Origin of the sequence: Brevibacillus borstelensis, assembly GCF_036700025.1 — a bacterium.
Taxonomy (GTDB): Bacteria; Bacillota; Bacilli; order Brevibacillales; family Brevibacillaceae; genus Brevibacillus; species Brevibacillus borstelensis.
The window spans coordinates 2,287,256-2,301,398 of record NZ_CP144922.1; the positions used below are offsets into that span (position 1 = coordinate 2,287,256).

The 14,143-nt window shown below is 49.8% G+C and carries 14 protein-coding genes; 10 read left to right on the plus strand and 4 right to left on the minus strand.

Translation table 11 applies throughout. The annotated features are described in order from the left end of the window. Positions 1-149 precede the first annotated feature (149 nt). The 5 genes from V5G20_RS10650 (at position 150) to V5G20_RS10670 (ending at position 4,566) form a co-directional block, all read left to right on the plus strand. Positions 150-674 carry a MarR family winged helix-turn-helix transcriptional regulator gene (locus tag V5G20_RS10650; RefSeq protein WP_003386330.1) on the plus strand — a complete coding sequence of 175 codons (525 nt, stop codon included), beginning with the start codon at positions 150-152 and terminating at the stop codon, positions 672-674. Between the two features lie 124 nt (positions 675-798). After that, the gene (locus V5G20_RS10655) at positions 799-1,098 is read left to right on the plus strand and encodes a DUF3055 domain-containing protein (protein WP_003386329.1); all 300 of its coding nucleotides are present in this window, start codon (positions 799-801) and stop codon (positions 1,096-1,098) included. A 130-nt stretch (positions 1,099-1,228) separates the two neighbouring features. Beyond that, the gene (locus tag V5G20_RS10660) at positions 1,229-2,035 is read left to right on the plus strand and encodes a lysophospholipase (protein WP_338463396.1); all 807 of its coding nucleotides are present in this window, start codon (positions 1,229-1,231) and stop codon (positions 2,033-2,035) included. A gap of 164 nt (positions 2,036-2,199) precedes the next feature. After that, a complete protein-coding gene (locus tag V5G20_RS10665) occupies positions 2,200-2,325 on the plus strand; it encodes a GapA-binding peptide SR1P (RefSeq protein WP_003386327.1) in 126 nt (41 codons plus the stop codon). Positions 2,326-2,442: 117 nt separating this feature from the next. Beyond that, positions 2,443-4,566: a hypothetical protein gene (locus V5G20_RS10670; RefSeq protein ID WP_338463397.1), complete on the plus strand. Its 2,124-nt coding sequence runs from the start codon at positions 2,443-2,445 to the stop codon at positions 4,564-4,566. Positions 4,567-4,673: 107 nt separating this feature from the next. Here the strand turns inward: V5G20_RS10670 and V5G20_RS10675 are convergent, their stop codons facing one another. Together V5G20_RS10675 and V5G20_RS10680 are read right to left on the minus strand one after the other, a co-directional pair. After that, positions 4,674-6,722 (minus strand): dihydroorotate dehydrogenase, encoded by a 2,049-nt coding sequence (locus tag V5G20_RS10675; RefSeq protein ID WP_122958246.1) that lies wholly within the window; start codon positions 6,720-6,722, stop codon positions 4,674-4,676. Between the two features lie 134 nt (positions 6,723-6,856). Next, the gene (locus V5G20_RS10680) at positions 6,857-8,329 is read right to left on the minus strand and encodes an aminotransferase class I/II-fold pyridoxal phosphate-dependent enzyme (protein ID WP_003386323.1); all 1,473 of its coding nucleotides are present in this window, start codon (positions 8,327-8,329) and stop codon (positions 6,857-6,859) included. A gap of 158 nt (positions 8,330-8,487) precedes the next feature. Here V5G20_RS10680 and V5G20_RS10685 point away from each other — a divergent pair, with 158 nt between their 5' ends. Continuing rightward, a complete protein-coding gene (locus V5G20_RS10685; RefSeq protein WP_003386321.1) occupies positions 8,488-9,456 on the plus strand; it encodes an NAD(P)H-dependent flavin oxidoreductase in 969 nt (322 codons plus the stop codon). A 120-nt stretch (positions 9,457-9,576) separates the two neighbouring features. Here V5G20_RS10685 and V5G20_RS10690 read toward each other — a convergent pair whose 3' ends face one another. Beyond that, positions 9,577-10,227 carry a YktB family protein gene (locus V5G20_RS10690; protein ID WP_031932797.1) on the minus strand — a complete coding sequence of 217 codons (651 nt, stop codon included), beginning with the start codon at positions 10,225-10,227 and terminating at the stop codon, positions 9,577-9,579. A 222-nt stretch (positions 10,228-10,449) separates the two neighbouring features. Between V5G20_RS10690 and V5G20_RS10695 the strand changes: the two genes are divergently transcribed. From V5G20_RS10695 to speD, 4 genes are all read left to right on the plus strand, one after another. Beyond that, the gene (locus V5G20_RS10695; RefSeq protein WP_003386318.1) at positions 10,450-11,049 is read left to right on the plus strand and encodes a hypothetical protein; all 600 of its coding nucleotides are present in this window, start codon (positions 10,450-10,452) and stop codon (positions 11,047-11,049) included. A 300-nt stretch (positions 11,050-11,349) separates the two neighbouring features. Beyond that, on the plus strand, positions 11,350-11,886 hold the full coding sequence (locus V5G20_RS10700; RefSeq protein WP_003386317.1) for a DUF4446 family protein: 537 nt from the start codon (positions 11,350-11,352) through the stop codon (positions 11,884-11,886). A gap of 312 nt (positions 11,887-12,198) precedes the next feature. After that, positions 12,199-12,795, plus strand: a complete 597-nt coding sequence (locus tag V5G20_RS10705) for a hypothetical protein (protein ID WP_003386316.1) — start codon at positions 12,199-12,201, stop codon at positions 12,793-12,795. A 248-nt stretch (positions 12,796-13,043) separates the two neighbouring features. Next, positions 13,044-13,448, plus strand: coding sequence for an adenosylmethionine decarboxylase (speD, locus tag V5G20_RS10710; RefSeq protein ID WP_003386315.1), 405 nt, complete (start codon positions 13,044-13,046; stop codon positions 13,446-13,448). Positions 13,449-13,514: 66 nt separating this feature from the next. Here speD and V5G20_RS10715 read toward each other — a convergent pair whose 3' ends face one another. Next, positions 13,515-14,138: a YhcN/YlaJ family sporulation lipoprotein gene (locus V5G20_RS10715; protein ID WP_003386314.1), complete on the minus strand. Its 624-nt coding sequence runs from the start codon at positions 14,136-14,138 to the stop codon at positions 13,515-13,517. Between the last annotated feature and the right edge of the window lie 5 nt (positions 14,139-14,143).

The window sequence follows — 14,143 nt, forward strand, 5'->3', positions numbered from 1 at the left end:
AGTGTAGCATTCCTGCCACTCTTTGGCAATGAATCATTCCCAGGGGGAAAACAATTGCGAGCTTTTTCAGAAAAGTGTAAAATGTATATACCATTTGCAGCGCGTTACAGCACTAGAGAACGACAAATGGATTGTGGAGGGAAGATACCATGCAGGAGGTTTCCATTCGAAATGTCTATGAAGCATTAAATACGATGCGCGCCATAGATGTGGTCAACAAGGAAGATTGGGAGCGAGCGGCAAAAGAAGCGGAGCTGGACTCCTCCGTACAACTGAATATTCTATGGATCATTTATTGCTACGAAGGCGTGCGCGTAACGCAAATCGCGGAGTGGACCTTCTGGCATCCGTCTTCCATTGTGATCCACATCAAAAAGCTGGTGGAAAAAGAGATGGTCTACATCGAAAAGTCAGAGCTGGATGGCCGGGTTGTCCATGTCTATCCGACGCGCAAGGGCAGAGAAGTGATCGAGACAAGCAGGCAGCGGGTCCCTTCGATTTTCCGTCTCACCTATGCGTTGGAGAAGCTGGAAGAGAGGTACAGTACAGCTGTTGTCGAGCTCTTTTTTGAGTGTCTGTCTTTTGTCGCGCAGTCGCTGCACGGATCGGAAAAGGTCCGGTGGATTCAGGAAGGAGAAGACCGGGTACCCAATCGGCAATCCATGATCATCTGACTTCGCCCAATATTTGGCAGGTTGAAATGTAAACTGGAAATTGAGCGGAGATTGTGTTACACTAATAAAGAATCCGAATATTTAAACAATGCTCGGATCATTACACTTGGAGGAGGGATTGCTGATGGAACGCTATGACCATTTGTACGACGTCGCCGAGAATGCACAGGTTCGTTTTTTCGGTTTTGTCACAGAACGGACTCGCCACGACTTCGGAATCGTCTATACGAACAAGTTTTATGGAAAGCCGTTGGTCATCTGTATGCAGACTGGGCAATCTACCCTTCTCGGTTCAGAGGATGCCGTAAACCCGGAGTACCTGAAGAAAATCTTCCGCTTGGATTGTTCAGATGAAGCAGAAATGCTCTCCCACTTTTTCCAGGAGCATTTGCCATCGTTGCCCTTCGAAGAAAACCAGTATTAACGGATGAGCAGAAGTTCGCTTCTGCTCATTTTTTTGTGCGGTGAGATGCAATCATTGCCTTCCAGAAGAGATGGCGCTTTCATACAATTGCCTTGTCACATGCTATTCTTGGAGAAGAGGAGGGAGCAAAATGGAGTGGTTTTCCCATACATGGTCTGTAGAAAAGCCTCGTGCAGCGATGGTGCTGATCCACGGAACAGGCGAGCATCATGGCAGATATCAACATGTCGCTGACGAGTTAAATCGGTTCGGAGTCGAAGTAGTGACAGGGGATCTGCCAGGGTGGGGCCGGTCTGCGGGCAGGAAAGGACATATCGACAGCTTTTCGCAGTATTTGGACGCGGCTGGGGCGTGGGTAGAGACGGCCTTGCAAAAAGCGGGACTGAAATACCCGGTATTCGTTTTTGGGCACAGCATGGGCGGCCTTGTCGCGGTGCGCCTCATCGAGCGCTTTGCGGAGCGAAAACGACTCGCCGGACTGATTCTCACGTCTCCATGTCTCCAACTGAAGGTGCCGGTTCCACAGTGGAAGGCCAGGCTGGCTGTTTGGTTGGATAAGAGCTGGCCTACACTGCGAATGGCGAGCGGGATAACGCCCGAGATGGTTACGCGCGACCCGGAGGTGCAAAAGGCTTACATAACAGACCCATGGCAGTATCCAAAAGTAAGCGTGCGCTGGTACCAGGAGCTACATCGAGCGATGGGGGAAGCTTGGGAGGAACGAGGCAGCCTTTTGTTGCCGACTCTTGTGCTGCAGGCCGGTGATGATCTGCTGGTCGACGCGGATGCCGTGGAGCGATTTGCGGCTGATTTGCCGGAAGAAGCTGTATTCCGGCGCTTCCCCGGAATGCGTCACGAGCTTCTGAATGAGCCGGAGCGGGAAGATGTGCTCTGCTGTATCGTAGAGTGGATGAAGCAGCACGGACTAGAAATGTGACATACTAATAGAGATTAAAATGTGTATTTTTTTGATTGACTCCTCCATTATGACGTATTAATATAAAGGTACGATCATGAATGAGCATCATCTTTTTGCTGGCGTGTAGGATATATGACATGCTTGTGCGACAGCAATATGAGAGTCGGAGGGGTTTGCGCAATATGGGGACTATTATTTGCCAAAGCTGTGAGTCGATCATCGAGCATTTTGAGAGCAATCAGGTAAAGACGCTGTATGGCATGTGCAAAGGCGAATGCAAGCACGCGGAAGCGACGAAACAGAAATAAGGCGAAATAGATAGAACACGGACGCTTGTCGAAAGCGTCTGTTTTTTTTTGACAATGATTGGCGAATGAAGGATAATGGGAAAGAGAGAAAATAGTTGTAAGAGGAGGAATTGTTTCATGAAGCGAGGACGCATCCGGGGACTGATGGCGGCTGTCTTGCTGACATCTTCCCTCTGGGGCGGTACATCGGCTTTCGCCGCAAATGAAATCCGAGTCGATGCAAGTCAGCCTTATATTGCCCGTGTAGGCTTTGACATTTCTACCGATTATGCCGTGTGGATGTTGAAGAATGAAAACACCATTACTCTGTATGACATCGATGATCAATCCGAAACCAAAATTGGGGACAAGTCCTCTGGAAAGAAAAATCCGGTGGTGGACGGCAAGTATGTTGCCTGGATTGACGACCGCCACGGAGGAGACGATGTCTACCTCTACGATATTGACCGAAAAAAGGAAACCCGGATTACGAATGGAGACGCCAAACCGTCTCAACTGGATCTTGCGGACAATATGATCGTGTGGACAGATAGTTCAGACGACAACATCTACCTCTACGATATCAAGGCAGGGGAAGCAAAGCGTGTTTCTACCAGCGGTCGAGCGAGCAACCCGACTGTTTCCGGCAATTACGTTGCTTGGGAAGACAGAAGAAATAAAAATGCCGATATCTACTACTACGACATTAAAAAGGGTCGCGAATACGCGGCTGTTGAAGAAAAAGGCGATCAGACCAAGCCGTCGATCTCCATGGATCAAATCGTTTACGAGAATGACAACGGCAGTGATACCGATGTATACCTCCACGTGTTGGGGACCACTCGGGATAAACGATTGACGACTGATTCTGAAGACGATAAAGTGCCGCAGATCTACGATGACAACTTCATCTTCATTAACGATGGGACCCTGTACTTTGGCGATGTCGACAGACCAAAGGACATAGACGATATTGCCAGAGACGTTTATGACAAAATTCCGCCTCGCATGGCCGGCGATTATGTCATTTTCACCAAGAGAGATCGCGATGACAACCTGAGTCTCTATATCTATGATACAGATGAAGAGGACTTGGTCCAGATCGGCGGAACTGCCGGCGAACCAACAGAGCCGGATGGCGATGACAGATATATCGTCTACATAAACGAGTCGAAGAAATCTTCTAGCGTTGTTTTGCACGATCTGAAAACGAAAACGAGCAAGGTGATCAGCAAATCTGACTCCGAGCCAAACCGTCCGCTTGTCAGCAGTCCTTATGTAGTCTGGTATGACGACGATGAGGAAACGCTGATGGTCTACAACATACGGACTGGCAAGCTGAGCAGAGCTGTTGACGAAGACGATACGCCACATGAGAGCCTGTACGAGCTGGAAGGGAAAAACCTGCTGTGGGTAAACGAGGGCCGTCGTTATGATGTGATCCTGACCGACCTGTCTACAGGTGATTACGAAGAACTCGAAACGCTTAATGATGAACCTCTTTATTTGGATGTCAATGAAAACTATGCGATGTGGGTGAAAGAAGAACGCTCGGGTGATAGTACAATTGTACTGTATGATATCGACCGAGGACGTGATGAGGATATTCGTACTGACGTGGAAATCAAAGGAGCAAGCTTAGGCGACGAGTTTGTCGTTTGGAGTGAATACTCCAATTCCACGAGATCGTACGACTTGTATTATTATGACATCGATCGGGAACGGACCAATCTTGCAGTACGATGGACGGAAAGAGATCAAATCGAACCGCAAGCTTCCAGAGATGTTGTGTTCTTCTCGGATAATCGAAATTCCAAGAGAGACACCGACTACTACTTTGAGCTATACGATATAGACAGAGATTCCTATATGAATGAAATCTGGTCGGAGGATGCCGAGATTGAGGAACCGCGAATGGGTGGTAACCGACTAGTCTGGATCGATAACAGAGACTCCACTCCTGCAGTTTATACCGCTGAATTTGCCAGCCCTCGAGATGACGACGATGATGACGACAACGGTGGAGAAATTCCAGGAGATTACACAGATTATAACTTTATAAAGGTTATGACTGGAAGCGATGATTCAGTTATTAAAATCATTGCAAAAAATGCTAATCGGACCTATTTTGTGTTAGATCCTGGAACAAGTAAAGAGAAAAGCATACCTTTCATGACAGCATTAGATGACGTCAATACATTTTTCAAACTGTTGAATGGAACGAATATAAATTCTGTTGTGATTCGAGTATTTAATAAATAGTATCTACAAAAACAGGCATAGAGGAAAGGTCCTCTATGCCTGTTTTAGGTTTTAAAAAACACTCATCATAAGTCCTGTCTTCCCGACAAATGACGGAGTCGTAATTGCTACGTCTTCCTCAGACAAAAGTAGGGGTATGTGAGCATTAATGCCACCAGGAAGAGAAGGGCAGCCACATACGCAGGGATCAAATGAATAAAGTCCGTATATCCAACTGCGAAATGAATGCCAATCCCGGATGCGAATCCAGGCAGACCTCCCAGAAACAGCGTCCACCAGACCCAGGACTCTCCCTGCCTGAATGCCCACAAGCTGATCAACAGGACCGCGATTCCGACTGACAACAGGGCACCGCCAAATCCGGCCCGATCATGGGCGATCACGGGGATCAGCTTCTCATTATAGGCCTGCAAAACCTCGGGCGTAGCACAAAGAAAAGCCAGATCCTGTGGGACAAACACACCGGTAATCCCGATGATGGAGATAATCAGTCCAGCTCCGGTCAACCCGCAGCCGATAATCACAAAGAACAATTGTCCCCACAGTGAGCGGCGCCAGTCACGGTCATTTTTGACTTGGGCGGGCAGAGGAGAGAGCTGTTTGTTTGCAGGTTGCCTTATGGCCAACAGGAAAAACGGGAACAGCGACAGAGACAATACAGCATGCAGAATATCAAAATAACCGTAGCCAATGTAGAGAAAGAAGCTGAGAAAGCCAACTGAGCCGGAAACGAGCAAGACCTGCTTAGCCCAATGAAGCTGCCGGCTAAGGCCGAATCGGGAAAGCTGGAAATAAATCACGCCAATGGAAATCATTGTACCCGCCAGACTAACCCTGTCATGGGACATGAAAGGGAGAATTTGCGGGTTGAGAGCCTGGAGCTCGGACGCTCTCATGCCCAGGAAGGCTTCATCATAGGGAAGTACGACAGTTGTCAATGCTACCAGGAGTGCGAGTAATCCCCCGATCACCATGCCGATCCCCAGCAGCGAGCCAGAGAACCATCCAGGGAACTGCCCGGTGAATCTCCGAGGAGCACGATGGCTCTCGACGGTTGGTGAATCCGGCTCGGACAACTTGCTGTCGGCAGAAAGTTCAGCAGTCCGAAGAGGATGATTGCTTTGCCAAATGGCTTCATTGATTCGTTTTGGCAGGCCAGGACCGGAATAAATCAGTCCGCTGTGAAGCTGCACAAAATCGGCGCCTGCCGCGAATAAAGCCAGAGCATCGTCTGGCTCGATCACGCCGCCGGAACCGATCATAAAAAGATTCGGGTAACTTTTTCGAATCCACTGAACCATCTGGATGCTCTTTTCCCTTGTTATGCCCCCTGTCAAGCGGCGTGGGGACAGCTCTTGCGGCGGCTTTGTGTCTTTGGCTTCAGACTGCGGGACCGATGTTTTGCCAAAAGCAGATGATGGGGAAATGCCACCGGCGATTGCAACACCTTTTATCCCCGCGCGAATCGCCGGCAATAGCAAGCACTCGGCCTCGACCTTGGGCAAGTCCGGTGACAGTACCAGAAGCAGCGGGGCCTTTGTTGCCTCTGCGAGCAAAGAGAGATGCAGGTTCCATGCAGTCTCATCCCACCCATCCAAAAGCTGTTGACGTGTATCAAGCGTAAAGAATCCGCAGTAAGGCGATAGCTGTTCAATCATTTCAATGCGCTCCTGAGCCGCTTCAAGCGGAGAGGACCCAGGGGCGAATGACAGCCGGCAAGCCAATGGAAGCGAGCGATGTCCGCAGCGCTCAAGCCGCTCGGCCAGCTTTGCCGCCCCCATGTTAGCCAAGGGAGCTGGATACGAGATAGACTCGTCTGCCAATAACCGCTCGATGCCGCCGGATTCATCAACGGGATTGCGGGTGACGGGACCCAGTTCTATATAGCCGAAGCCGAATTGGGAAAGGGCGGATAGCCCCCGGGCATCGGTATCGAGCCCGGCCCCCAAGCCAATCGGAGTGGGAAAGGAGATACCCCAATGCTTTCTCGAAAGCTCGGCGGGAGGCTCCATATGTCCCATCAGTTCGATGAGTGAGGGACCGCCCGGGCATTTTGCCAATGTGCCGATAGCGGTCAAGGTCAAACGGCGTGACCGCTCTGCGGGCAGTGTAAACAATAAGGGGCGAAACATCGTGTGATACGACCAATCCGGCATAATGGTTTCCTCCATCTATACCCACTTTTCCCTATCATATCAAATGCTGACTACATACAAAACGCGAATGGCCTCTTCCGAATTGACCTTCGAGACAAAAAAAGCCGACTCGCGTAGAGCCGGCATTTTGTAGGTTATCCAGAGATAGCTGTTTGACGTTTTACGACCTTGACCGTTTTCAGTGACTCGTCCTCAGGGCCTTGAACAGGAAGGCCGACACGAATGTTCTCCTTGATGTAGGCGATGTTTTCCTCTGTAATCACCTCTCCGGGCAAAAAGATCGGAATACCGGGAGGATAAACCATGATAAATTCGGTGATTACCCTACCTGCCGCTTCCGCCAAGGGAACAGTCTCCGTCTCTGCGTAAAAGGCATCGCGCGGCGTCATGGACAGGACCGGGATGTTCGGCAGCGAAATGGTCGGCTTTTCTTCTGCCTGCACATGAGCAAATTCCACAGACAATTCCCTCAGCGCATTCACCAGAGTGCGAATCGATTCCTCTGTATCGCCAGCGGTAACAAAGCAGAGGACATTGTACAAATCGCTCATTTCGACCTCGATGTTGTACTTCGAACGGAGCCAGTTCTCCACTTCCCAGCCAGTAATCCCCAGATCGCGAACGTGAATCAAGAGCTTGGTCGGGTCCATGGCAAAAGTCGCAGGCGTACCGAGAATTTCCCGACCGACGCAGTGAATCCGCGGGATCTCGTTAATCATCTCTCTGGCTTTGTTGGCCATCTGCATCGCTTGCTCGGTCAACATCCGACCGTTAATGGCCAGGTGCTGCCTCGCCATGTCCAGAGATGCGAGCAGGATATAAGAGGTCGAAGTCGTCGTCAGCATGCTCATGACGGTCTTGACGCGATCGACATCGACCAGGCCTTCGCGAACATTCAGGATAGAGGTCTGGGTCAAGGAGCCTCCCAGCTTGTGAACGCTGGTCGCTGCCATGTCGGCACCGGCTTGCATCGCGGAAATCGGAAGCTCTTCATGAAAATGAATGTGGACACCGTGTGCTTCATCCACCAATACGGGAATTTCATAGTTATGCGCAGTACGTACGATTTCTCTGAGATCGCCCGCAAAGCCGAAGTATGTCGGGTTGATGACGAGGAGAGCAGCCGCATCGGGATGCTGCTCCAGCGCTTTTTGAACAGCTTTTACAGTAATCCCGTGAGATATCCCCAAACGCTCGTCCATCACAGGATGGATAAAAATCGGAGTCGCTCCGGCAAAAATGATCGCCGCCATGACCGATTTGTGAACGTTCCGCGGGACGATAATTTTGTCTCCCGGATTGCAAGTGGCCATAATCATGGCCATGATCGCGCCGCTCGTTCCCTGAACGGAAAAAAAGGTATGGTCAGCTCCGAAAGCTTCGGCTGCCAGATCCTGGGCTTCCTTGATCATTGCCTTGGGATGGTGCAAATCATCCAGAGGAGCAATATTGATGAGGTCAATCGAGAGAGCGTTTTCCCCGATGAATTCACGGAATGTCGGGTGCATGCCCATGCCCTTTTTATGACCAGGGATGTGAAATTGAATAGGATTTCTTCGGGCGTGCTCCAACAACCCGCTAAACAGAGGAGTACTCTTTTGTCTCATATGATCGCCTCACTTTGCAACAAGAATAAAAGAGTAAAAAACAAACAAATTGAGTATAGCAAAAAGGGGGGGGAAAGCAAGTTCATTTTTTTGATATTTATCTGTGGCGGCAGGAGTTCTCCCTTTTGGCCGAGAAGTGAGTGAGAGAGGTGACGCTTATGAAAACAAGAGTGACTGAGCTGCTGCAGATCCAGTACCCGGTCGTACAAGGCGGGCTGGCTTATCTGGCGTATGCCGAATTGGCGGCTGCCGTCTCCAATGCCGGCGGTCTGGGACAGGTAACAGCAATGTCTCTTCCCTCTCCGGAGGCTTTGCGTGAAGAAATTCGGAAAACCAAGGCCTTGACTGACAAGCCGTTTGGTGTGAACTTTGCCATTGGCCAGCATGGTCGCCCATATGAACACATGCTGGAGGCCGCTTTGGAAGAGGGGGTCCGGGTCATTTCCATAACCGGAGGAAATCCCGAGCCGCTCATTCGCCGAACGGACGGCCTCGATGTGAAAAAGCTCGTGCTTGTCGCCTCAGTCCGTCAGGCGCAAAAGGCAGAATCGATCGGCGCAGATGCGGTCATGGCCGTAGGTCAGGAGGGCGGCGGGCACCTGGGCAGAGATGACATCGGCACGTTTGTCCTGATCCCGCGCGTCGTTGATTCGGTGCGTATCCCTGTACTTGCCAGCGGAGGGATCGGAGACGGCAGAGGAATTTTGGCCGCTCTCGCTTTAGGAGCAGAGGGCGTAGAGATGGGGACCCGGTTTATCGCGACCAAAGAGTGCGTCCATGCTCATCCTGCCTACAAGAATGCTTTGATCAGAAGCACAGAGCACGACACCCAAGTAATCAAACGGACGTTGGGGACTCCTGCGAGGGTAGTCAGAACACCCGGGTCAGATCTCATTTTGGAAATGGAAAAAAGCAGTTCGGACTATGAGCATTTGAAGCCGTACATCAGCGGTGAGCGAAACCGCTTGTTTATCCACGAAGGAAACGAGCAGGAGGGCTTCGGTTGGGCAGGGCAAGTGATCGGATTGATTGACGATGTCCCGAGTGTACAAGAACTGTTTGACCGAATGTTTCAAGATGTACAAGGCAAGCTGGCTTTTCTCAACAACAGTGCAGGTCGTTCCTAGTGGTTTTCCTTAGTGTTCCCGGTTGCACCCGATTATGTGTCCGAAAAGCAAAAGAACAGGAAACCGCTTTTTTAGAGAAAGCGGACCTGTTCTTCTGCATATACCTAAACTACATCCTCATCAAGCGAGTCCCGTTGTACGCAGCTTGCTCAGATTGTACAGCTTGGTCAGGACGGCAAAGGTAGCGTCGAGTTTTGAAAGCAGTTTGTCTCCATCGGCAAGGACAGGATCATGGCGATCGATATTGATGCCGCACAGAATTTCTGCCTTTTTCACTTGTTGCAGTCTGTCGATCAGTTGCAGTACGCCTTCACGTCCCAACACGGCTTGAGGAGTGCTGCCCGGCTGCATGTGATCGGGGGACCAGCGAAAGTCGTCAGGTACCATTTCGAGGATTTCCTCCAGGTGTTCCTTCATGGACCGGCTGATCTCCTCCTTGAAGGGAGATTCGTAAATCACTGCATACCAGACAAACAGATGAGTGCCCCACAAGCCTACCTGAAAGTGAGGGTGTTTCTTGTATCCGCGTTTGTCGCCAGCCCAGGCAACCCATGTATCTTTTGGCGGGTTTACTGTTCTGCGCGCGTGCTTGGCGACATGGTAAAACATCTCTTCGCCAGTTGCCAGCGAGAGAGACGGAGCGAAATGTTGTCCGAGGGTCTCCAGCTTGGGCCGGATCAGCTCCTTGATCCCTTCCATTCTGTTGTCCAATCCCTCAATGGCAAACACATCAAAATCATTCTGATGAAAACCGGTAAAAGAATTCGTCATCACGACCACCTCTCATAGCACGATCTGTAGCAAGCAGCCCGCTGGGAAACAGGCAAGTGTCTTTGTCAAAAGAGCTCAGAACCCCCCATATAATAACATAAGATTTTAGGAAAAAACATGCAGGGAAACGAATAGCAAAAGCTGCAACAGAATAATATGATATACCACTCACTCCCGTAAGCAGTTCTATTTACTGAGTATTCTGTGAATGGGAGGGATCTGATGCAAGACGGGAAGGAATTGGAGTATTGCAATTTGTCTGTCTGGTTTGACCGAAAAACCTTGTATGCGATGCTGCAGTTTCTGGTCAATGCAGGAGCAACTGTCACTTGGAAGGAAACCAAGGAGCACTTTCATTTACTCGTGTGCACCCAGGACGGCAGAGCAGAATGGAGACTTCAACGCGTCAACGGTGTCTACAGATGGCAGCAACCTGATTGTTCAGTCCGTGACACCCGGGTGGCCTTGATACTCTACCGCTTTATCCAGAAGGCAAAAGGACATGTCGTTGTAAAAATGCTCCATGAAAGCGGGTTGCTCATAAAGCACATTCGGTATGGAGAAGCCGTCAGAATCGTGGAGATAAAAGGAGCTGAGAAAAAAGTGATCTACGAAAAAGCTTGCAGTGTAACCATGGATCAGGTGATTGCCGCCCTCAAACGTCGTGATGCAGAGGAACGAATACCGGTTTTGCGTTTGGAACTCGATTATGAGTTGGCTACCCTGTACGATGCTTTGCATGCCAAGGATACGGCTCAGATTCGCAGATCGACCGAACGCTTGAAGCAGCTCCGCAAGGAAATGCTGCTGCTGGAAGCATAGGGAAAGCCAACCTAAGAAGCAGGCCAGTGAAACGTTAACAGCTTTGCGATTACACGAAAGCATGCGAAAGATGCGTGCATGAGTGGAGGAAAGAACAAAAACGATGAAGGTCGCACATGTGAATAGGGAATGAAAAAAGCGGCATCTCATATCGAGAGTGTCGCTTTTTTTGGTTTTTGCTCCTGGGCATCTTTTTGATCGTTATGTTCGTCTTTTCATTTGAATTGGCCCAGGCAACAGATGTACAATAGAGTAGGATTTTTGGGCCCCTTGCGCCACTAGAAAGGAAGAAAATGTTACATGGTAGATCTCCTATCGCTTGCTGAAAACACGCCGTTCTTGCTCCTGGCCACCCTCGGGCTCATCCTCTTGTTGTTTTTGCTCCTGATCATGCAGTCGGTTCGTATCAACCGTCTTCGCAAATCGTTAAATCGCTTGCTGAGCGGTACAAATGGGGCTAATTTGGAGGAAGGCATGCATCGTCTCTTTGACGAGATGGATGATGTGAAAAAACGGCAAACGGATCAGCAGTTTTTGCTCAATCGCCTGTCACAGCGCATTGCCGGACAGTGCGGAAATGTCGGGGTTGTCCGCTACAATGCGTTTGATGACATCGGCAATGACCTCAGCTTTTCCTTGGCAATCATCGACGATTCCCAGAATGGTGTGGTTGTTACCAGTATTTTCAGCCGCATGGAGTCCCGGGTCTACGCAAAGCCGGTCGAACAGGGCAGCTCGCCTTACCATTTGTCAGAAGAAGAGCAGACAGCGATCAGAAAAGCAATGAATCAAATAGCTGGAAGCCCTTCTGGAACGGAAATAAAACAGGAAAATTAGCGAGTATCCGGCAGAATAGGTGAGTTCTTCTTGTGTCAGGATAAAATTCAACGGATATTCGGCTTTTTTGCGAAAATTCATCCGCTTTTCGCTCAAGACTTTTTACTGCCTCTGTAGTATAATAAAGGAGTCAAGGTTGGCTTTAAATACGAAAAGTAGGTGATCCGCCTTCAATACCCAAATCGATTTTCGATTCGCGGGGCAAGGCCAGGTTCTACAACGTTCCTTCGTTGACACCTAGCGTATCTCCTCATTTGGCAACCGTTTTCGTCCAAACGATCCAGGTAAACCAAAAGAATTGAGGAGATATTTATGGCACAGCGTTTAGCAACAAACTACGCCAAGGCCTATTTTACGATGAACGAAGAAGAGTTGAACCGATTCGTCTCTCTCTTCACCAATGAGCACATTTCTGTCGAAGTGAAAATTTGTGAAAACGGCGATCGGGACGTTTTGTTGACGGACAAGAGCGGTGCGATTCAGTTGACATTCCACCGCTTGGGCAACCGGTATTCCTGTGAAAGTTCCTACCTCATTAGAGATATGCATCTGGCTAATGCCATGCGGAAAGCAATGAAAACGTTTCGAGGCCACGGGATCGTCCATCGGATTTATGACGGATTTACAGTCGTCTATCATTACGACGAAGGTTCTGTCGTAAGCATCCAGGAGGTTTCCGGCGACGAGGAAGTGTCCATTTTTGAAAATACCGCCCCTCATGCCGCAAAGGAACTGGAAGAGCTGTTCCGGCAGACGGGAAGCGAGTGTGAGATTGACTCGATCCGGCAAGAGACGGATAGATGGCTGGACTTGCGTAACTGGGCGAAGCATGCTGCCCCGGAAAAACTTGGCATGATCGACCTTCGTTTGTGCGCATTGTCACGTCGTTTGTTTGAACTGGAAGCCTGAGAAAACTGAAGATTTTCTGCATGAAATGGGTGCTGCGGCGCCCATTTTTTGTTTCCCATGATTTTCTTTCATAAAAAGTATTGTCAACTAGGCCGAAGCATGGTACGTTTGTTTTCGTTGGAAACAGGATTAGGAACCAGGATTCACTTTAAAGGGTGGATAACAAGAGGGAAACCGCCCCCGTTAGTGAATGACGCAGGTCCTAGCGATGTTTAACATTACACTTGCTAGGAAGGGGGAACCGAAAGATGGAATACTCGACTTTCGGAAGACACGTTGCCGTTGACACATGGGGAGTTCAGTTTGACTTGTTGAACGACGCAGAATTTTTGAAGAAGGAAATGATTGAAGCTGCTGAAAGCTGTGGTGCCACTGTACTCAGTGTGCAAGCCAAGCAGTTTTCTCCTCAAGGGGCTACCGTTCTGGTTCTTCTCTCGGAAAGCCATCTGTCTATTCATACCTACCCAGAGCGTGGATTTGCGGCTCTGGATTGCTACACCTGCGGTGAGACCGTAGACCCGCAAGTTGCCATTGATTACCTGGTTTCTGTATTGCGGCCAGAAAAAGTGTACGCAAAGAAACTGGTTCGCGGTACAGGCGAATTGCAAGTGGTTGAACCGGAAATGAAACCGGCCCAGGTGGCAAGCAAGTAACGATTGGAAAAAGCCAAGAGGTGCGGAATATGTCCGCACCTCTTTTGTGTCAAAAATTGCCCGGGTTTAACGGAACGGAGCGGTTATCGTACGGCCGACATCCCGCAGCAATACGGTAAAATCGTTTGCGGCGTTTGCCAGATTTCCGGTTACCGTATTCGGCCCGGAGGTAACGGCATTGGTGGTGTTCGCCAGGCCGTTCGTCACGGTGTTGCTGATGTTTTGCACCCTGCTGTACATGTTGTCATCTGAAGTGACGCGGATGTTGAGATTTGGTGCGGCAGCCCGCGCAGCAGAGTGAACCTGGCGTTCGATGGCTTGCCTTTGCTGCATATCTTGAGCGCCAAAACGGGTCCTGACGCCGATAATGCAATCGTTCCCGTACACGGCTGCCGTTGCTCCTTCAACCCCGGGAACATTGTCTGCTGCTTGCGCCAAACGATCTGCGACATCGCGGTTAAATCCTTGGGCAGTAAAGCCGTTTTGATAATTGTAGGCACCGTAGTTGTTTGCTCCGAAATTGTTTGCGGTGCCGTTGTTAGGCTGCGCATTGTTTTGCAGGTTAGCTGGACGCTGGTATGCCAAATTGTTTGTTTGGGTACCTTTATTTTGATCCGTGCCTGCATTTGCACACCCGGATACAGTTGCCAGCACCATTACGCCAACAAGAGAATACGCCCATTTATTCATGGGGA